Origin of the sequence: Vagococcus allomyrinae, assembly GCF_017829975.1 — a bacterium.
Classification (GTDB): domain Bacteria; phylum Bacillota; class Bacilli; order Lactobacillales; family Vagococcaceae; genus Vagococcus_D; species Vagococcus_D allomyrinae.
On record NZ_JAEEGA010000015.1, the window covers coordinates 39,479 to 58,562 of the forward strand.

Consider the following 19,084-nt stretch of genomic DNA (forward strand, 5'->3'; position numbering starts at 1 on the left):
GTTTGTTGTTTATCTCACAAAATCACTAAAATTGATTGTTGAATTTATTTGTAGTTGCTATAGAATGATTATAACAGACGAATTGTTTCATATTCAACAGGTTGTTGCTTATTTAGTGAAAAAGAGAGCAAGAATTGTTAATTGAAACAATATGGAGGTAGAAAGATGTATTACAGAGCAGGAATTGATGTCGGCTCAACAACAGTCAAATTAGTGGTTCTGAATGGATTGAATCAAACGGTTTTTTCAAAATACGAGCGTCATTATTCGGATGTCAAAGCAGCAAGTAAAAAAGTTTTAGGTGAAGCTCAGGAAGTTTTAGGAACGGCACCAGTGGCGATGACCATCACAGGCTCAGGCGGTATTGGTTTGGCCGAGGTTTTGGCTATTCCATTTGTTCAAGAAGTGATCGCTTGTACGAAAACCGTGGAGGAATTGATTCCTGAAACGGATGTGGCCATCGAACTTGGTGGTGAAGATGCGAAGATCACCTTTTTTGAAGGTGCCATGGAGCAACGGATGAATGGTAGTTGTGCAGGAGGAACTGGGGCGTTCATCGATCAGATGGCCAGCCTGTTGAAAACTGATGCGAACGGTGTCAATGAATTAGCTAAAAACTATGAAAATATCTATCCGATAGCGTCTCGTTGTGGCGTGTTTGCTAAAACGGATGTCCAGCCACTAATTAATGAGGGCGCAGCAAAAGAGGATATTTCAGCGAGTATTTTTCAAGCAGTTGTTAATCAGACCATTGCCGGGCTAGCTTCTGGTCGGAAAATTAAGGGCAAGATTGCTTTTTTAGGTGGGCCTTTGTATTTTATGAGTGAGTTGCGTCAACGGTTTATTGAAACCTTGAATATTCAGCCAGAAGATGTCATTTTCCCAGAAAACCCACAATTATTTGTGGCCATTGGTGCGGCAATTTATGCGGAAGAAAATGAGGATACAACGACCTTTGCCATTTTGTTGGATAAGTTATCCCATGATTCTAATGAGCAACTACAGCCTAGCCAAGCATTAGAACCTTTGTTTAGAACCGAGGAGGAGTTGGCAGAATTTCGTCAGCGGCACAATGCAGCGACGGTTGCGACTAAATCGTTAAGTGAGCACAGTGGCGTGACATTTTTAGGGATTGATGCCGGCTCAACGACAACAAAAGTCATCTTGATCAATGAAGATGGCGAAATTCTGTTTCAGTTTTATGGCAATAATGAGGGCCAGCCCTTGGAAACTACGATGAAAGTGATTCAGGATCTGTATCGTGAGATGCCAGCAGATGCTTATATTGGCAAGGCGGCAGTAACAGGTTATGGGGAACAACTAATCAAAAATGCCTTAAAAGTAGACATTGGTGAAGTTGAAACGATGGCTCATTATAAAGCAGCCAATAAATTTCAGCCAGGTGTTGATTTTATATTAGACATTGGTGGTCAAGATATGAAGGCCATGAAAATCAAAGATGGTGTGCTGTCTTCGATTCAACTTAATGAAGCCTGTTCTTCAGGATGTGGTTCTTTTATTGAGACATTCGCCAAGTCATTGCGCTATACAGTAGAGGATTTTGCTGAAGCGGCTTTAAGTTCTCAAGGACCGGTGGATTTAGGCTCTCGTTGCACGGTCTTTATGAACTCTAAAGTAAAACAAGTTCAAAAAGAGGGGGCAACTGTCGGGGATATCTCTGCAGGCTTGTCCTATTCTGTAATCAAAAATGCGATTTATAAAGTCATTAAAATTCGTCGTCCGGAAGAATTAGGGGAGAAAATTGTCTGCCAAGGCGGGACTTTCTATAATGAAGCTGTCTTACGAGCGTTTGAGTTAGTCAGTGGTCGTCAGGTGGTACGCCCAGCGATCTCGGGATTGATGGGAGCTTATGGCGCAGCTTTGATCGCCCTTGAAAATTTTGAGTTGGCTGATGAAACGACGCTATTAAGTGCTGATGAGATGGCAGAGTTTACTGCTGAGAACGAATTTGCTAACTGCGGGTTGTGTGAAAATAATTGCATGTTAACGGTGACGATTTTTTCTGATGGTCGCAAGTTTATCACTGGGAATCGCTGTGAACGTGGCGCGCGCATCAAAATTAAACGAGAAGACCGTCGTGTCAATTTAGTGGATTATAAATACCGTCGTTTATTTAAGTATCGCTCATTAAAGGCTAAGGATGCCCCCCGTGGAGTGATTGGTTTGCCACGGGTCTTAAACATGTATGAAAATTATCCATTGTGGCACACCGTATTCACTGAGTTAGGATTTCGAGTTGAATTGTCACCTCGCTCTAATAAGGAGCTTTATGAGCAAGGCATGGAGACTATTCCAAGTGACACAGCCTGTTATCCTGCTAAACTGACTCATGGTCACATTCAAGCATTGATAAACAGTGGGGTTCCATTGATCTTTTACCCAGGGGTTGTTTTTGAAAGGCAGGAATCAACGGAAGCTGACAATCATTTTAATTGCCCGATTGTTCAAAGTTATCCTGATGTTATTCGTAATAATGTTGACGATATTCGGGATGGATTAGTGGATTATCGAAATCCCTACATGAATCTAGCTCATGAAGAGTCAGTGGTGAAAGTAATGACGGCAGCCTTTGCTGACTTGGGGATTAATGAAGCGCAAATGAGTGCGGCGATTCGTCATGGTTTTGAGGCGTTAGATGCTTATAAACAGGATATTCAGGCGAAAGGTGAAGAAGTTCTGGCGATGTTGACTCAAAAGGGTGAAAAGGGGATTGTCTTGTCGGGACGTCCCTATCATGTTGATCCAGAAATCAATCATGGGATTGCTGATGTGATTACTCAGGAAGGCTTCCATGTGTTGACAGAAGATTGTGTTTCGCATCTGGAGGATGTTGGTGGCTTGCGAGTGGTCAATCAGTGGGTCTATCATTCACGGCTCTATGCAGCCGCTCGAGTTGTTGCCAAATCGACCAATTTGGAGTTGGTTCAGTTAAACTCATTTGGCTGTGGGTTGGATGCTGTTACCACAGACCAAGTGGAAGAAATCATGGAACAATATGGTAAGATCTATACGGTTTTAAAAATTGATGAGGGATCAAATCTCGGGGCCATCCGAATTCGTTTGCGCTCTTTAAAGGCTTCAGTCAATGAACGGGCCCATTTAAATGTGGTACCTGTGAAACAGTTTGATGAACCAGAAAAAATTGTGTTTACAAAAGAAATGAAAGACAAGCATACCTTGTTATTGCCAATGTTAAGTCCGATTCATCAAAATGGGTTAGTTGATGTGGCTTTACAGGAATCAGGTTATAAGGTAGTCTGTCTACCATCAGAAGACACAGGAGCCATTGATGTTGGGCTTAAATTTGTCAATAATGATTCTTGTTACCCAGCGATTATTTCTATTGGTCAACTGATTGAAGCTCTTCAAAGTGGCGCATACGATGTCAATAACACTAGCGTGATGATGACTCAGACCGGTGGAGGCTGTCGGGCTACCAATTATATTCCCTTATTGCGCAAAGCATTGAACGATGCTGGTTTCTCTCAGGTTCCAGTTGTCTCCGTGTCAATGGGGAATCAGGGGGTGGAATCAAACCCAGGGTTTAAATTGAGTTTACCCCTGTTGAAACGTCTGGCAGTAGCCTTTCTCTACGGTGATTTATTCGAACGTGTTGTCTACCGCACACGTCCTTATGAAGTTGAACAGGGAATGGTTGACCAGCTTCATGATGAGTGGCTTGAAAAAATTAAACCGAGTGTTGCTAGTGGTTCTTTCCGTCAGTTTAATAAGAACATGAAAGCCATTATTAAAGCCTTTGATACAGTGCCACAGACAGGTCAGAAAAAGCCTAAAGTTGGGGTAGTTGGCGAGATCCTTGTCAAGTACTCACCAATTGCCAATAACGATATCGTTCGTCTGCTGGAAGCTGAAGGAGCAGAAGTGATCGTTCCAGATATTACCGGCTTTATGAATTACTCTCTCTACAATCAAGTTTGGAAGCATGAAAATTTGGGGACCGCTAAGAAAAGCAAATGGATGGCAGAGTTTGGGATTAAATTTATTGAAGTATGTCAGAAACCAATGGATAAGGCCCTAAGAGAGTCTGCCAGATTTACGGGGATCACTTCGATCTATGATTTAGCTGAAGAGGCTAGTAAAATTTTGTCAATTGGGAATCACACTGGTGAAGGGTGGTTCTTAACGGGCGAGATGATTGAACTCCTAAAAGACGATGTCCATAATATTGTCTGCTTGCAGCCCTTTGGTTGTTTGCCGAATCATGTAGTTGGAAAAGGAGTTACAAAAGAATTGCGTCGCCAGTATCCAAAAGCTAATATTGCTCCGATCGATTATGATCCTGGTGTGTCAATTGTTAATCAGCTTAATCGCATTCGTTTAATGATGGCAACCGCTAAGAAAGTATTTAATCAAGAACAAGTGGATAAAAAACATGCTGAGTTAATTGAAGAGCAAGAAAAAAATCAGCTGACAGTTGTAACAGATCGAGATTAATTTCTCGATCTGTTTTTTTGAGTGAGTGGAAAAAGGGTGGCGCTCAAAAAAGTCATTTATTTTTGTTTAATAATGGTAAATGTGGTTGTAAGTTTGGTATATACCAGTTATAATAGGGGAGAAGGAATTAGCGTATTTTAAGGTTTTAGTTGCATCGTTAAGTGATAGACCAATCACCATTGTTGAAGGAGAGGGAGAGTAGCATGCCAAAAAAAAATTTACCAGTTTATATTCAAATACATGATCAAATTCGGGAAGAGATTGAAAAAGGGAAGTGGGCTGTGGGCGATCGTTTACCTTCAGAGCGTGAGTTATCCATCCAGTTTGGTGTCAGTCGTATGACCCTACGGCAAGCTGTCCAAACTTTGGCAGACGAAGGGATCTTAGAACGGAAAATCGGTTCAGGCACCTATGTGGCTCGTAAAAAGGTACAAGAAACAATGACGGGCACGACGAGTTTTTCTGAGATTATGATTTCTCAAGGGAAAAAGCCAGCGAGTAAAACAACGTCGTATTTTGTAACAAAACCAAGTTCGAGTGAAATGGAAAAATTGCAGTTAACTGAAAATGATCAAATTTTACGAATGGAACGAATCCGTTATGCAGATGATTTGCCTATTTGTTTCGAAGTGACAAGCATACCTTACGAATTTGTAAAAGAGTACAACAAAAAAGAGATTACTCAATCTCTGTATCAAACATTGGCAGAGCATAGTGAGCAAAAAATCGGTAAAGCAATTCAACGTGTAACCGCCATGGTTGCTTCTGAAAGAATTGCAGAACATTTGGATATCAAAAAAGGGGATGCGATTTTGCGTTTACGACAAATTACTTATTTTGAAAATGAGCAGCCTTTTGAATATGTGCGTTCACAGTACGTGGGAAATCGTTTTGAATTTTTATTGGAAAAATAAGTCATGTCAAGGAGGGATCAGTTCGTTCCTCTTTGCATAATAATTATTGTGAAAAAACGAACAATCGATAGGAGGAAGCAACATGGCTAAAATTTTTGGAAGTCCCAATCGTTACATACAAGGTCCCGATGTACTAAAAACAGACAGTCATTATTTAGAATTAGGTCAGCATTGCATGCTAGTGACGGATGAGGTTGTTTGGGAAATTTGTGGGCGTGAACTAGCCCAACGATTAGCGAATAAACTAAAGGTCACCCCATTTTTTATAAAAAATCAATCATCTGACGAAGAAATTAAGCGGTTGGTTAATCATAACTTAGAAGGGAAGATGGATTTTATTATCGCTTTAGGTGGAGGAAAAGCGATTGATGTAGGGAAATCAGTCAGCCATCATTTGGCTTTGCCAATCGCGATTGTCCCAACGGCAGCCAGTACCGATGCGTCAACATCAGCTATTTCGGTTATTTACAGCTCTGAGGGATTGTTTGAACGTTACAGCTATTATCATAAAAGTCCTGATATTGTCTTGGTTGATACGGCGATTATTATTCAAGCCCCATCTTTTTTATTGGTTTCGGGAATTGCCGATGCTTTGGCAACTTATGTTGAAGTTCGGACCGTTTTAGAAGAGGGGAAGCTGAATTTATTAGGAGGACAACCAACGATAACAGCAGTTGCGATTGCAGAGAAGTGTCATGAAATTCTTTTTGAGTATGGTGTGGCAGCTGTGGCAGATAACCAAGAAAGAAGGTTAACCCCAGCTTTTGAAGCCATTGTTGAAGCCAATATCCTTTTAAGTGGTTTAGGTTTTGAAAGTGGTGGCCTAGCAGCTGCTCACGCTATTCAAAATGGCCTTTCAGTATTAGATGGCAAGGTTCAAACGTTGAGTCATGGGCAAAAAGTGGCGTTTGGGACGCTGGTTCAGCTGGTCCTTGAAAAGAGACCAGATCAAGAGATAGCTGATTTTGTTAGCTTGTATAAACAACTAGGACTTCCAACGACTTTAGCTGGATTGTTTATTGATGGTCGCATGGAGACTCTTAAAAAAATTGCCAAGCAAGCCGTCGTTCAAGGAGAAACTAGTCATTTTTTAGCCGGCGAAGTCACTGCGGAACGAATAATTGAAGGGATGTTAGCTGCAGATAACATAGGACGGTAACTAAAGAACAGTTAGAGTAAGTCGTTGTGCCGCGAACACTGCACAAATGTCGAGGTCCCTCGTATCTAAAAACAATAGTCTTGAGACAGAGGGTTGCAACTAGAGACAAGGAGCACCGCAGAGAGCAAACGTTTGGCGCTTTTCTAGCAAAGTGTTCGTGAAAACCTGTCAAGTTGGAGGGTGTTCTAGATTCCTCAATCAAGGACTTCGTTGATCGTTAGCTGTGGTAATCTGATTCGTGATATTTTTTTTCACCTAAGATAATGGTTCCTTGTCCTTTAAGGACATTGATGACCTCTTGCTGAAACGTTTCAACCTTGTCTTCATCGACCATGCAAGTGATGGCGACTTTATCAGTAAATTCGATGTGTTTAATTAGGTACGAGGACTGTTCGATAAAATTTTCCATTTTACCGTGATTGCTATAATCTATCGTAATCATTATTTCTTGTTGCAGTCGACCTTCAACAACTCCGATCACCTCAAGAGCTTCTGCTACGACGCCACCATAAGCTCTAATTAACCCTCCTTTGCCAAGCTCGGTTCCGCCAAAATAACGGGTAACAACCGCAAGGGTATTGACGAGTTGTCTTTTTTTGAGTATTTCCAACATCGGAATACCAGCAGTTCCAGCTGGTTCACCATCATCGCTACTGCGTTGGATTTCTTGACGCTCACCGATAGTAAAGGCACTGCAATTATGACTAGCTTTCCAGTGTTCTTTTTTGATGTCTTGAACCAGTTGTTTGGCGTGATCTTCACTCTCCACTCGGGCTAGAGTGCAGATAAAGCGTGATTTTTTTATTTCGATTTCATGTTGACCAGTTTGTTTGACAGTTAAATAGCGTGATAGCATAAGGCACCTCTTTTCCCTTTCAGTATAGTACAAATTGAAGGAAAGGCGCAAGTTTACCTTAAGGACTAAAACAGATCAAACTACTGGACAAACCTGTAAGCATTCGCAAGAATGGCATTATGTGAGATAATATGTATAGACGGTTTGTTGGAACAAGCTAAATGCATATGAAAATAGGTGTAAGTTACAACTCAAAGAAGAGGTGAAAGGAATGACCAATCACTATCAATCAAAACGAGAACGAAAATACGATGCAGTTACCCGCTATATGATGAGTAATGGTGGCTCACAAGTGACGTTAACCTTTACTCAATTTGACGAGATATTATTTCCGTATAGTGGCTTGCCTAAATCGGCAAGAACTACTGAAGATTGGTGGGCCAATGATTATAAGTATCCTGAAAAAGGGGCTTATGGCTGGCTTAATGCCGGTTATGAGGTGGTGCGGGTTAACCTAGAAAAAGAGTATGTGGTTTTTAATAAATTGATGAAATCAACATTTTTATTGGAAAAAGAATAAACTATTGGCTGTTCTAGCCGATAACAAGATTAGAGTGATCTCTTAACAATGGATAGCTTTTTATTTCACAAGAGACAGCTAATTTGGTAAAACTGTTGCTTTTATTAAAAATAAGATAGTAAAATAGGCATGGCGTAAATGAGGTAAGTTACGTAAACTCTTTGTTTTAGTTACCTTTGCAACTATGGGCAACTTGGTTTACAATAGTTATGGGAAAAGACGTTGGTTTGACAATTTTTCACAAGATCGAGCGTTTAATACTTGCCGATAGAAGGAGCGATGCAGATGGACGTAGTTGAGGGACTTTTTGATGGGAAATCTCTTATTTTGAACGATGGGTCGTTAGTTCCTTTAAAAGACATTCGACGTGCGCGAATTGAGTTACACCCTTATTTGTTATTTCCGGTAAAACTGGAGCAAGCCGATGGTAGTTATGAAGAAGATGAGGCGGCTATACTTTATCCTCACACTGTTGATCGTGAGTTAGACAAAGGGGCCTTGGTCTATGGTGAAAAAAGGCCGACTAGAATTTTGCATTATGTGCCCTACGAAGGGAACATGATCGTTCGCAAGCCGGATTTGCGGCATCCCCATACCGTTAAGATGTTAGGGTATCGTGAGCTGATTATTGAGCGATTGGATGGCTCTGAAGTACGCGTTGATTTTGATGGTAATTGTTACCATGTTCCTCAAGGAGTGACCACTTTATTAAACGGACAAGAGGAAGTCAGATTAAAAGAGTTTTTTGATCGGCCTTCTGAGCTGGCCAATATTATCAAAAAGGCTGGAATAGAAGTGTATTCTAAATGATAAACACGATTGTGTAGCTGATCATTTCTTGGCTACACTTTTTTTGTTTAAAGCTAGGCTAGGAAGGAGGTGGGGGAAAGTGAAAAATTTTAGTGCCCATGATGTTGGCAACCATTATTTAAATGGACTTCTTTTACGGGAGAATCAAGAAGAGTGGGTTTGGTATCATTGCTACAACTATTTTAGTAGCAGTCGTTGGCGAAAGTTATCCTCTAGCGATTACAATATGCTCTCACTGCATTTAAGTGTTTATCTAGGACAGGCAAATATGTACCACGGCTCGTCATTTATTCTACAAAATGGCTATAAAGTCCATCGAGAAGCCATTCAATTAATTTGTTCACCAAAATATCATGCCTTAAGTGGCATATCTTGTTTGGATTTGGGGTTAGCAGCAAATCGTAATCGTTTGTTTGAATTGACTGACGAGATCACAACTGTTTATCATAAAATAAGACAGCATACCTATGCAAGATTAGACAAAAGAGAGCCAGCGAGTCCGGTATCGCAGAATTTGATTACAAAAGTGCTGCTTGGAACATTGGGATGTGTCCCGGCTTTCGACAGTCGAGCGCTTAGTGTCTTTAAACAATTTGAGTTGGGGCCCAAAAACTATTCTTCTGAAGCGGTGCTTAGCTTAATTGATTTTTATCAACGAGAAGAAGCTGATTTTAACCAGTTAGCTGACATTATGTATCACCGTCAAATCACCCTGCCTCAAATGAAGTTAATCGATATTATCTTACAGCATGCTGCAGAAAAAGAAAGGTCAGTCATTGATTAAGTGACTGACCTTTCTTTTTGTTATAGATGGCGATTTAGCCAAGTTAACATGTCATTCATAACGATGTCTTTTTCTTTTTCGTTGAGAATCTCATGGCGTAAATCATGATAGAGATGAAGGGTGACATCTTTAAAGTCAGCTTCGGCTAGTTCATTCGCTACTTCTCTGGGGCCTTTTCCAAAATCGCCAACAGGATCTTGCTCTCCAGATGTAATGTATATTGGCAGCGTCCGTTGAATAGGCTCAAACCAATTAGTTTCAGTGGCTTTACTCATCAAGGTGAAAAGAGTGTGGAAGCTGTTATTCGTAAAGATAAAGCCCATATTTGGGTGAGCGATATAAGAGTCGACATTATCCGGATTTTTAGAAAGCCAGTCGAAATTGGATTTTTTTTCAGGAAAATGTTTGGCAAAACTCCCAAAGGCCAGTTTATCAAAAAAATGATTCACGTGTTTAGGGTGTTGCTTGTTTAAGGCGTTTGCAAGTGGTAAGGCAAACTTTAGCTCTGATCGTCGACCGCCTGTTCCCATAATGATTGCCCCTGCTAAATGGGTGGAGTAGCGAGTTAAATAATTTCGTAACACAAAGGAGCCCATACTATGCCCCATAATAAAGAGAGGGAGCTCTGGATACTTGCGTTGAATCATGTCAGTGACTTGATAGCTATCTTCAATTAATATATTGGCACTTTGTGATTCAGAGAAATAGCCGTAAAGAGGGTCAGACTTTGAAACTGACTGACCGTGTCCCAAGTGATCGTGACCAATTACAAGAAAGCCGTGCTCTGTAAGATAATGAGCAAATTCATCATACCTTTCAATAAATTCGGCCATTCCATGAATTATTTGAAAAATGGCTTTTGGTTTTTCAGGTGCCCATTGGACAAGGTGGAGCGTAGTTAATCTGTCTTTTGAAGGAAGTTCAATGTGTGTTTTCAATTGGTTCGTCCTTTCGAATGATGCGTTATTTTCTTGTAACTCATTTAAGTCAGCTTAAGGTAAAAGGGGTCAGATACTCTCAAGTGTTACCAGTAAGGTGAAACTATTACTCACAGTATAGTCTATTTTAGTCAACTTTCCCAATAAAATAAATGACTTTTGCGATTTTTTGCGAAATCTAAAGTAAGGGTATTTTGGCGAAAGGAGGAATTAAAAATGAGCGGATTAAGTTTTTTTTCAGGACGACGCTTGTTATTAAGTGAAGTTCCCAAGGAGTTGAGAGGGATGTTGACAGATTACCGCATTAAGGAGTATCCAGCTATGCGCATCATCGGTCGATCGGTTCAATGTATGCGTTGTGGTACTGTTCATCGAAGTGACCATGTTAGAATTGTGAATAAGTTTGAGACCTTTTATTTTTGTCCTAGCTGTATTCAACTTGGAAGAGTTCAAAGTAACTTATCTCTTTACGGAAGTCGGCGACGACCGAAAAAAGATCAGAGGCCGGTGAGATTGGTCTGGGAAGGGCAATTGACTCCAAGTCAAAGAAAAGTATCAGAAAAAGTGATGACAGCGATCGAGAAGAAAGGGGCGCTGTTGATTCATGCTGTGACCGGTGCGGGGAAGACGGAGATGTTGTTTGAAGGAATCCAGCTGGGGTTGAGTCGAGGTTGGCGGATCGCTCTAGCCTCTCCAAGAGTGGATGTTTGTCTGGAGTTGTTTCCTCGGTTACAAAGAACCTTTCCATCAATTGAGATTGCGTTATTGTATGGAAAACAAGAAGAAGACTATCATTACTCATCTTTGGTTATTTGTACCACGCATCAGTTGTTGCGGTTTTACCATGCTTTTGACGTGCTGATAGTGGATGAAGTTGATGCATTTCCTTATGTTGATAATCGATTATTGCAAAGGGCAACCTTAAATGCTAGGAAACAAAAAGGTGCTCGTATTCTGTTGACTGCCACCTCGACACCGGCGTTGGAGCAGGAGGTTGTTTCTGGCAACTTAGAAAAAGTGGTGTTGCCTGCACGGTTTCATCGGCATTCTTTACCTGTTCCGGAAGGGCGTTGGCTGGCTAATTGGGAAAGAATGCCACAAAAAAAGCGAGTGCTTTCTTCATTTAAACAGCTTTTAGTTGGACAGCTTGAGCAACAGCGTCAGACGTTGATTTTTTGTCCTACAGTTGAATTTTTAAGCAAAATGACTCGATTGCTTGTCAAAGAATTTCCTCAGTCAGCCATCGGTTCCGCTTACGGGAAAGACCGTCAGCGGTATGAAAGCATAAAGGCTATGAGACGGCGAGACTATGAGTTATTTTTAACAACAACGATCTTAGAGAGAGGGGTGACCTTTGCTGATATCGATGTGATTGTTTTAGGAAGTAACCATCGGGTTTTTAATCAGTCAACGTTAATTCAAATTGCCGGACGAGCTGGAAGGAGCGATGAAAATCCGACGGGCAATGTTTATTTTTTACACGATGGTTGGAGCAAGGCGATGAAAGGAGCCGTTCGGGAGATTCGCAAGTTAAATCGTTTAGCAAAAGAGGAGGGACTGATTGAGCAATGAAATGTGTGTACTGTCAACAAGAATTTGCCGTTAATCTGACGTTAAGGGAGATTTTTTCCTTAAGCAGACTTCTTCCTAAGGACCTTTGTCAGAGGTGTCGGGAACTCTTTACCTTAAATCATCATGCTAAGAAGTGTTTGGGATGTGACAAAATGTTTGAGACGGGGTACTGTGAGGACTGTAGAGAGTGGCAAAGAACAATTCCTGGTGTTGTATTGAACCATAAAAGCTTATTTTGTTACGATGAAGCTCTTCACGATTGGTTTCAACAGTATAAATTTAAGGGGAATATTGGACTTGCTAGTTCATTTAATAGGGAACTATCTGCTTATTTTAGAAAAAAAAGACAATCGTTGATTGTGCCGATTCCTGTTTCTGATGAGCGCCTAAAAAGTAGAGGTTTTAACCAAGTGGAGGAGTTGTTGAAAGCGGCAATGATTTCATATGTGCCTTTGTTAAAAAAGAAAGGGGAAATTGAAAGCCCTCAATCCAATAAAACTAGGCGTGAGCGGCTAAAAGCCCAACAGAGTTTTTATGTGCCTGTGGAGCATCTGTCATTAATTAATCAACGGCATGTGTTAATTGTCGATGATGTGTACACGACAGGACGGACAGTGCTCCATGCAAAAGCTTGTCTTGCCCAAGGAAACCCGCAGTCAATTCAGACCTTTTCTTTAGCACGTTAAGTTATAAAATTCCAAAAGGCTTGTTATTAAACTCGAAACAGTTGTAAAGCCGTTACACGGAGCTGTAAAAATCAGTTGTTATCTATTTTTCAAAAAAAGAGAACATTAATTGTATTTTAATCGGAACTTAGTTATAATAAAGGTAAGAAGAAACACATGGAGAGAGTGGTCCTTTCCAGTTTCTTTCAATGGTAGACGAAAGGGGTAATTGCTATGCTAAGATTTAACATTAGAGGAGAAAATATTGAGGTAACGGATGCTATTAGAGCTTATGTAGAAAAAAGAGTGTCTAAGTTAGAACGCTATTTTGATAAAGAACGTTCTCCTGAAGCAACAGCTCATGTAAATTTGAAGGTTTATTCAGATAAAAACGCCAAAGTGGAAGTGACTATTCCACTACCATATATCGTGTTAAGAGCAGAAGAAACATCTCATGATTTATATGCAAGTATTGACTTAGTTGTTGATAAACTAGAGAGACAAATTCGTAAATTTAAGACAAGAATCAATCGCAAACAACGTGAGGTAGCTGTTGACACTCAGACAGCTGCAGTTTTCTTGAATGGTCAAGCGGAAGCTGATACTGAAGCTAAAGAGCATGAACTTGAAATTGTTAGAACTAAACGCCTATCATTAAAACCAATGGACAGTGAAGAAGCTGTATTACAAATGAACATGTTAGGACATAATTTCTTTATCTTTGAAGATGCAGAAACCAATGGGACAAGCATTGTTTATAGTCGTAAAGACGGTAAATACGGTCTGATTGAAACTAACTAGGTTTAAATTAAATAACAAGGAAAAAAGGTAAAAATTCACATGTGAATTTTTACCTTTTTTTTAGATGAGAGACAATATTTTGCTGGGGGGCTCCTGTCTGTTTGGATACAAATAGGAAGTTTTTAACCCAGTTGCTCACGTCTTTATTATCACTGATCAATCCGACATGACTGGCCGCCTGTCCATAACTCAGTTGTTCTTCGTAATAACGCACATGGTCGGGGAAAATTAAACGAGAGCCGAATGCGCTGCTAATGGGCACAACGGAATCGGAAAAGGAGGCGTCACCGATATCGCCAGCAATTGCTAAAACATTTAAGTCGGAAGGTAGCTGTTCTTTTTTTTGCAAAAATTTATCAAAGTAGGTATCCTTAGTTGAAAGGTCATTAAAATCTAACGGGTCAGTGTTGTTTAGTGGTGTTAAGTCGTTAAAGGGTGCGCCGATCATCACTAATTTATCTAGAGAGGGTAAATTATGGTATTCTGAATGAGTTTCTGCGAAGTAACCAGCAGCTAACCCACCATTGGAAAAACCAACTAGATTAATTGTTTGAAACTGGTAATGGCGGGTCAAATCTTGCAATAAAGTTGCCAAGCTTTTGCTCCAGTCTTCGATTGCCGCATTATTATCCTTAAAACCGATAAAGATAAAAGGCCGTTTGTTTTTGTCACTTAGTTGATTGAGATAGGTCAAGTGATTATGACCGTCGATGGTGACCATTAGCTTCGTTACGGCTTGATCGTCGGTAATGCTTTCAGCAAAAGCGATTAAATCATTTTCTGAACCACCACTACCATGAAGAAAGAGAATGGGGATTTGCTTGCTTAAATTGATGGTTGGTTGTTCGATCGTGTTAGCATGTTCCGACTGAGTGGTCGAGCTACACCCGCTTAAAAAGAGGGCGAGGCAGCATGATAGTTTAAGGAAATATTTTTTCATTTGAAATACTCCTTTCAAAGAGGCATAATAGCTTCATACAATTATAGCGCAATTATCAAAAAATAGACAAGCTCTCTTATGAGAAGATTAGGCAACTTGTCTGAGTTTTTGCTGAACGGCGTAGCTGGGCTGAGCTGATTAACTATTTTGAAGACAGGTGGCCGTGGTAAAAGCGGCTATTTAGTGAGTTGTTAATAAAAATGTATTTTTCAAGAAAAACGTTGAAAAACATTGGTTAATTCTTTCTAAAAGCAGGATATCGCTAAAAATTGTTTCATTTTCAACATAAAGATGCTAGAATAAAAAAGATGGGGTAATATCTCAATTTTTATATATGAAATGTAGATAAAATGTAATCAGTTTTATTCTATTAGGGAAAGGAAAGACAAGATGGCTAATTTTCTTAAAAAAATTATCGAAAGCGATAAGAAAGAGTTACGTCGCTTAGAAAAAATAGCAGACCAAGTTGACAGCTATGCTAAACAAATGGAAGCCTTAAGCGATGAGCAAATCAAAGCAAAAACTGAGGAGTTCAAAGCAAGATACCAAAAAGGTGAAACATTAGATCAATTATTACCAGAGGCTTTTGCGACAGTTCGTGAAGCGTCAAAACGCGTGCTAGGCTTATATCCTTACAAAGTTCAGTTAATGGGGGGAACGGTCTTACACGATGGTAATATACCTGAAATGAAAACTGGTGAAGGTAAAACCTTAACGGCCACAATGCCTGTTTACTTAAATGCCATGACTGGTGAAGGGGTTCATGTTGTCACGGTTAATGAGTATTTGGCAACACGTGATGCCAGTGAAATGGGAGAGTTGTATAACTTCCTTGGTTTAACCGTTGGGTTGAACTTAAATTCTAAATCTTCTGAAGAAAAACGTCATGCATATGCCTGTGACATTACTTATAGCACAAACAATGAATTAGGTTTTGATTATTTACGTGATAACATGGTTGTTTATCGTGAGCAGATGGTACAGCGTCCGTTGAATTATGCGATTGTTGATGAGGTTGACTCAATTTTAATCGATGAAGCTAGAACGCCGTTAATTATTTCAGGCCAAGCGGAAAAATCAACTGCTTTATATGCGCGTGCTGATAATTTCGTGAAGCGTTTGGTAGATGAGGAAGATTATAAAATCGACGTTCAATCTAAAACCATCGCCTTGACAGAAGAAGGTATTTCCAAGGCAGAAGAAACCTTTGGTATTGATAACTTATACGATATTGACAATACAGCCTTGACTCATCATATTGATAATTCATTGCGGGCGAACTACATCATGTTACGTGATATTGACTATGTAGTACAAGAAGGCAAAGTTATGATCGTTGACCAATTTACAGGTCGTATTATGGATGGTCGTCGCTACTCAGATGGTCTTCATCAGGCGATTGAAGCCAAAGAAGCAGTTGAAATTGAAGATGAAACCAAAACAATGGCAAACGTAACATTCCAAAACTATTTCCGGATGTACAAAAAATTATCTGGAATGACGGGTACTGCTAAAACCGAAGAAGAAGAATTCCGTGAAATCTATAATATTGAGGTTATTCAAATCCCGACGAACCGTCCGATCGTTCGTGATGATCGTCCAGATTTACTTTATCCAACGTTGGAAAGTAAGTTTAAAGCTGTGACAGCTGATATCAAAGAACGTCACCGCAAAGGACAACCAGTTCTTGTGGGGACAGTAGCGGTTGAAACCTCTGAGTACCTATCACAATTACTAAATCGTGAAAAAGTGCCTCATGAAGTCTTGAATGCAAAAAATCACTTTAAAGAAGCCGATATCATTTTAAATGCAGGTCAAAAGGGTGCCGTTACCATCGCTACCAATATGGCTGGTCGTGGAACGGATATTAAATTAGGCTTAGGTGTGAAAGAATTAGGTGGTTTAGCGGTTATCGGGACTGAGCGTCATGAGTCTCGCCGGATTGATAACCAGTTACGTGGACGTGCCGGTCGTCAAGGAGATCCTGGTGTGACACAATTCTATCTATCATTAGAAGATGATTTGATGAAACGCTTTGGTTCAGATCGTGTTAAAGCGATGTTGGATCGCTTTAAGATTGAGGAAGATGACGCGGTTATTCAAAGTAAAATGTTGTCTAAACAAGTTGAATCAGCACAAAAACGTGTTGAGGGGAATAACTATGACACACGTAAAAACGTCCTGCAATACGATGATGTGATGCGTGAGCAACGTGAAATTATGTATGGTCAACGTAATCAAGTGATCATGGAAGACGATAGCTTAACGGATGTACTTTTAGGAATGGTTGAGCGGGCGATTAACCGCAGTGTGGACGATCACACGGCTTTTGAAAAAGAAACAGACTGGAATTACGAAGGCATTGTTGACTTTGCTCGTTCATGTCTTGTACATGAAGATGCTATCAGCCTTGATGATGTCAAAGGCAAAAAGCCAGCTGAAATTAAGACGATGTTATTCGATATGGCAAAAGCGGTCTATCAAGCAAAAGCTGACGTTTTAAATGGCAGTGAACAATTACTTGAATTCCAAAAAGTGGTGATCTTGCGGGTTGTGGATATGAAGTGGACAGATCATATCGATGCGATGGATCAATTACGTGAATCAATTGGTTTACGTGCTTATGGCCAAAATAATCCGCTTGTTGAGTACCAACAAGAAGGGTATAAAATGTTCGAAACGATGATTGGCGCTATCGAATTTGACACCACACGTCTCTTTATGAAAGCCGAAATCAGACAAAACGTTCAACGTGAGCAAGTAGCTCAAGGAGAAGCCGTTCACCCAACAGAAGAAGACGGACGAGTTGATGCGGACCAACGCAAGAAACCACGTCAAGTTGATAAAGTTGGCCGAAATGATTTATGCCCATGTGGTAGTGGTAAGAAATATAAAAACTGTCACGGTAAAAACGACTAATGAGTCAATGCGGTTTGGATAATTCCAAGCCGCATTTGCTTTGTTTAAAGATAGCAAGAGAGCGTTGTTTCTAAAAAGGGGCGATTGGCTTGCCAATCCTTTCAATGAGGCTCAAAATGCCATTATGGCCATGTAGTATCAGAAATTAACATAAACTTATCAAAAAATACTAAGCGTAGTACTAGAAAATTCATAAAAAAGTTGTACAATTGGTAATGGAGAATTTATTTAATTGGACAGGACCATGATAGCTGATAAGTAAACCAAGCAACCATAGGGGGGCACTATTTCAGTGAGGAGTAGCTTTTGCGATAAGGCCCATCACGTTGTTAAAGCCAAAGCGGGCATCAAAAGGATACGCCCTTTGCTACTAAAGACTAAAACGATAAGAACAACGGCAACGATTCGTGAAGTGGTTCTGACAGGTTTAAATGAGCTAAAAGTGCTTCAAGGAGGAAAAAGTTATGGAAATCAGTGAGTTGAAAAATGAAATCGAAAGCGCAAAACAAAAAATAGGTGACTTCAGGAGGTCTCTTTGACTTAGATGACCTAGAAGAACAGATTGCAGGTTACGAAGAGCAAATGGCGGATCCTACTTTTTGGAATGACAATGACGCGGCTCAGGAAGTCATTAATCGTACTAATGCTTTGAAAGGCAAGTATCAGGCTTTTATGGATTTAGCCGAGGAACACGAAGAGCTTGCTTTAATGTTGGAGATGCAACAAGAAGAGTTTGACGAAACCTTAAATCAAGAGCTAATTGAACGTTTGCAGTCATTTACAGATCGTTTGAATGCCTATGAGTTGGAGCAATTGTTAAATCAACCCTATGATAGCAATAATGCGATTTTAGAGTTGCACCCTGGCGCAGGAGGCACGGAGTCTCAAGACTGGGGGGATATGCTCTTGAGAATGTACACTCGTTGGGCAAACAATCATCAGTTTACTTTAGAGTATTTAGATTATAACGGTGGTGATGAGGCTGGGATTAAAAGTGCGACGATTTTGATTAAAGGGCACAATGCTTATGGCTATTTAAAGTCTGAAAAAGGGGTCCATCGATTGGTCAGAATTTCGCCTTTTGATTCAGCTAGTCGACGCCACACTTCCTTCTGTTCAGTGGATGTTATGCCTGAACTAGCTGGCGATATCGAAGTCGAGATCAACAATGATGACATTAAGATGGACACGTTTAGAGCTAGCGGCGCCGGTGGACAACATGTCAACAAGACCGATTCGGCTGTTCGTTTGACTCATATTCCTACAGGATTTGTTGTTTCAAGCCAGGCGCAACGTTCTCAATTAAAAAATAGGGAACAAGCAATGAGTATGTTACGGGCAAAATTATATCAACTAGAAGTTGAGAAGAAAGAGCAAGAAGCTGCGGCTTTGCGAGGGGAACAGTTGGAAATTGGTTGGGGATCGCAAATTCGATCCTATGTGTTTCACCCGTATTCAATGGTTAAGGATCACCGAACTAACTATGAAGTGGGCAATACCCAGGCCGTGATGGATGGCGATATTGATGGGTTTATTGATGCCTATTTGCGCTTAAGTTTGTCCCATAAAGAAGACCCTGAGTTATAAATGAAATATATTTGTAATTAAATGTTAGATGAATTACAATAATCAAGTGATATAATAAATGGAGTCTTGCTTATGTTAAATAAAACTTGCTAGTGTTCAATCCATTATCATGTTAAGGCATTGGGCTAAAAAAGCTACGAGTG

Annotated in this window: 14 protein-coding genes; 11 read left to right on the plus strand and 3 right to left on the minus strand. The window is 40.2% G+C overall.

The genetic code is table 11. The annotated features are described in order from the left end of the window. The first annotated feature begins 165 nt into the window (after window positions 1-165). From I6N95_RS19685 to I6N95_RS19695, 3 genes are all read left to right on the plus strand, one after another. Entirely contained in the window at window positions 166-4,476 is a 4,311-nt protein-coding gene (locus I6N95_RS19685) for a 2-hydroxyacyl-CoA dehydratase (RefSeq protein WP_209531060.1), read from the plus strand. 203 nt (window positions 4,477-4,679) lie between these two features. Continuing rightward, a complete protein-coding gene (locus I6N95_RS19690; RefSeq protein ID WP_209531061.1) occupies window positions 4,680-5,390 on the plus strand; it encodes a GntR family transcriptional regulator in 711 nt (236 codons plus the stop codon). A gap of 82 nt (window positions 5,391-5,472) precedes the next feature. Next, window positions 5,473-6,549: a glycerol dehydrogenase gene (locus I6N95_RS19695; RefSeq protein ID WP_209531062.1), complete on the plus strand. Its 1,077-nt coding sequence runs from the start codon at window positions 5,473-5,475 to the stop codon at window positions 6,547-6,549. 217 nt (window positions 6,550-6,766) lie between these two features. On the opposite strand, the gene I6N95_RS19700 is transcribed toward I6N95_RS19695, so the two are convergent. Beyond that, on the minus strand, window positions 6,767-7,405 hold the full coding sequence (locus I6N95_RS19700; protein WP_209531063.1) for a YigZ family protein: 639 nt from the start codon (window positions 7,403-7,405) through the stop codon (window positions 6,767-6,769). 211 nt (window positions 7,406-7,616) lie between these two features. On the opposite strand from I6N95_RS19700, the gene I6N95_RS19705 reads away from it, so the two are divergent. From I6N95_RS19705 to I6N95_RS19715, 3 genes are all read left to right on the plus strand, one after another. Further along, on the plus strand, window positions 7,617-7,925 hold the full coding sequence (locus I6N95_RS19705; protein WP_209531064.1) for a DUF7662 domain-containing protein: 309 nt from the start codon (window positions 7,617-7,619) through the stop codon (window positions 7,923-7,925). Window positions 7,926-8,210: 285 nt separating this feature from the next. Continuing rightward, window positions 8,211-8,735 (plus strand): hypothetical protein, encoded by a 525-nt coding sequence (locus I6N95_RS19710; RefSeq protein WP_209531065.1) that lies wholly within the window; start codon window positions 8,211-8,213, stop codon window positions 8,733-8,735. 79 nt (window positions 8,736-8,814) lie between these two features. Beyond that, window positions 8,815-9,519: a hypothetical protein gene (locus tag I6N95_RS19715; RefSeq protein WP_209531066.1), complete on the plus strand. Its 705-nt coding sequence runs from the start codon at window positions 8,815-8,817 to the stop codon at window positions 9,517-9,519. A 20-nt stretch (window positions 9,520-9,539) separates the two neighbouring features. On the opposite strand, the gene I6N95_RS19720 is transcribed toward I6N95_RS19715, so the two are convergent. Next, window positions 9,540-10,457, minus strand: coding sequence for an alpha/beta fold hydrolase (locus tag I6N95_RS19720; RefSeq protein WP_245249739.1), 918 nt, complete (start codon window positions 10,455-10,457; stop codon window positions 9,540-9,542). 216 nt (window positions 10,458-10,673) lie between these two features. On the opposite strand from I6N95_RS19720, the gene I6N95_RS19725 reads away from it, so the two are divergent. The 3 genes from I6N95_RS19725 (at window position 10,674) to hpf (ending at window position 13,495) form a co-directional block, all read left to right on the plus strand. Continuing rightward, entirely contained in the window at window positions 10,674-12,029 is a 1,356-nt protein-coding gene (locus tag I6N95_RS19725) for an ATP-dependent helicase ComFA (RefSeq protein ID WP_209531067.1), read from the plus strand. Between the two features lie 152 nt (window positions 12,030-12,181). After that, window positions 12,182-12,715 (plus strand): ComF family protein, encoded by a 534-nt coding sequence (locus I6N95_RS19730; protein ID WP_209531068.1) that lies wholly within the window; start codon window positions 12,182-12,184, stop codon window positions 12,713-12,715. A 213-nt stretch (window positions 12,716-12,928) separates the two neighbouring features. Further along, window positions 12,929-13,495 (plus strand): ribosome hibernation-promoting factor, HPF/YfiA family, encoded by a 567-nt coding sequence (gene hpf, locus I6N95_RS19735; protein WP_209531069.1) that lies wholly within the window; start codon window positions 12,929-12,931, stop codon window positions 13,493-13,495. Window positions 13,496-13,544: 49 nt separating this feature from the next. On the opposite strand, the gene I6N95_RS19740 is transcribed toward hpf, so the two are convergent. Continuing rightward, complete coding sequence (locus I6N95_RS19740) at window positions 13,545-14,435, minus strand: alpha/beta hydrolase (protein ID WP_209531070.1); 891 nt, start codon at window positions 14,433-14,435, stop codon at window positions 13,545-13,547. A 390-nt stretch (window positions 14,436-14,825) separates the two neighbouring features. On the opposite strand from I6N95_RS19740, the gene secA reads away from it, so the two are divergent. Beyond that, window positions 14,826-17,354: a preprotein translocase subunit SecA gene (secA, locus tag I6N95_RS19745; protein WP_209531071.1), complete on the plus strand. Its 2,529-nt coding sequence runs from the start codon at window positions 14,826-14,828 to the stop codon at window positions 17,352-17,354. Window positions 17,355-17,818: 464 nt separating this feature from the next. Further along, window positions 17,819-18,941 (plus strand): peptide chain release factor 2 gene (gene prfB, locus I6N95_RS19750; protein WP_209531072.1). Its coding sequence is split into 2 segments (ribosomal slippage): window positions 17,819-17,890 and window positions 17,892-18,941, totalling 1,122 coding nucleotides; the frame shifts between segments, so codons are not numbered across the junction. Window positions 18,942-19,084: the final 143 nt, after the last annotated feature.

Bases quoted from the DNA above. Each gene is read 5' to 3' on its own strand.
- I6N95_RS19730 (WP_209531068.1), top strand. From the start codon at position 12,182: ATGTTTGAGACGGGGTACTGTGAGGACTGTAGAGAGTGGCAAAGAACA.
- I6N95_RS19695 (WP_209531062.1), top strand. From the start codon at position 5,473: ATGGCTAAAATTTTTGGAAGTCCCAATCGTTACATACAAGGTCCCGAT.
- I6N95_RS19705 (WP_209531064.1), top strand. From the start codon at position 7,617: ATGACCAATCACTATCAATCAAAACGAGAACGAAAATACGATGCAGTT.
- I6N95_RS19740 (WP_209531070.1), bottom strand. From the start codon at position 14,435: ATGAAAAAATATTTCCTTAAACTATCATGCTGCCTCGCCCTCTTTTTA.
- I6N95_RS19710 (WP_209531065.1), top strand. From the start codon at position 8,211: ATGGACGTAGTTGAGGGACTTTTTGATGGGAAATCTCTTATTTTGAAC.
- hpf (WP_209531069.1), top strand. From the start codon at position 12,929: ATGCTAAGATTTAACATTAGAGGAGAAAATATTGAGGTAACGGATGCT.
- I6N95_RS19725 (WP_209531067.1), top strand. From the start codon at position 10,674: ATGAGCGGATTAAGTTTTTTTTCAGGACGACGCTTGTTATTAAGTGAA.
- I6N95_RS19685 (WP_209531060.1), top strand. From the start codon at position 166: ATGTATTACAGAGCAGGAATTGATGTCGGCTCAACAACAGTCAAATTA.
- secA (WP_209531071.1), top strand. From the start codon at position 14,826: ATGGCTAATTTTCTTAAAAAAATTATCGAAAGCGATAAGAAAGAGTTA.
- I6N95_RS19690 (WP_209531061.1), top strand. From the start codon at position 4,680: ATGCCAAAAAAAAATTTACCAGTTTATATTCAAATACATGATCAAATT.
- I6N95_RS19700 (WP_209531063.1), bottom strand. From the start codon at position 7,405: ATGCTATCACGCTATTTAACTGTCAAACAAACTGGTCAACATGAAATC.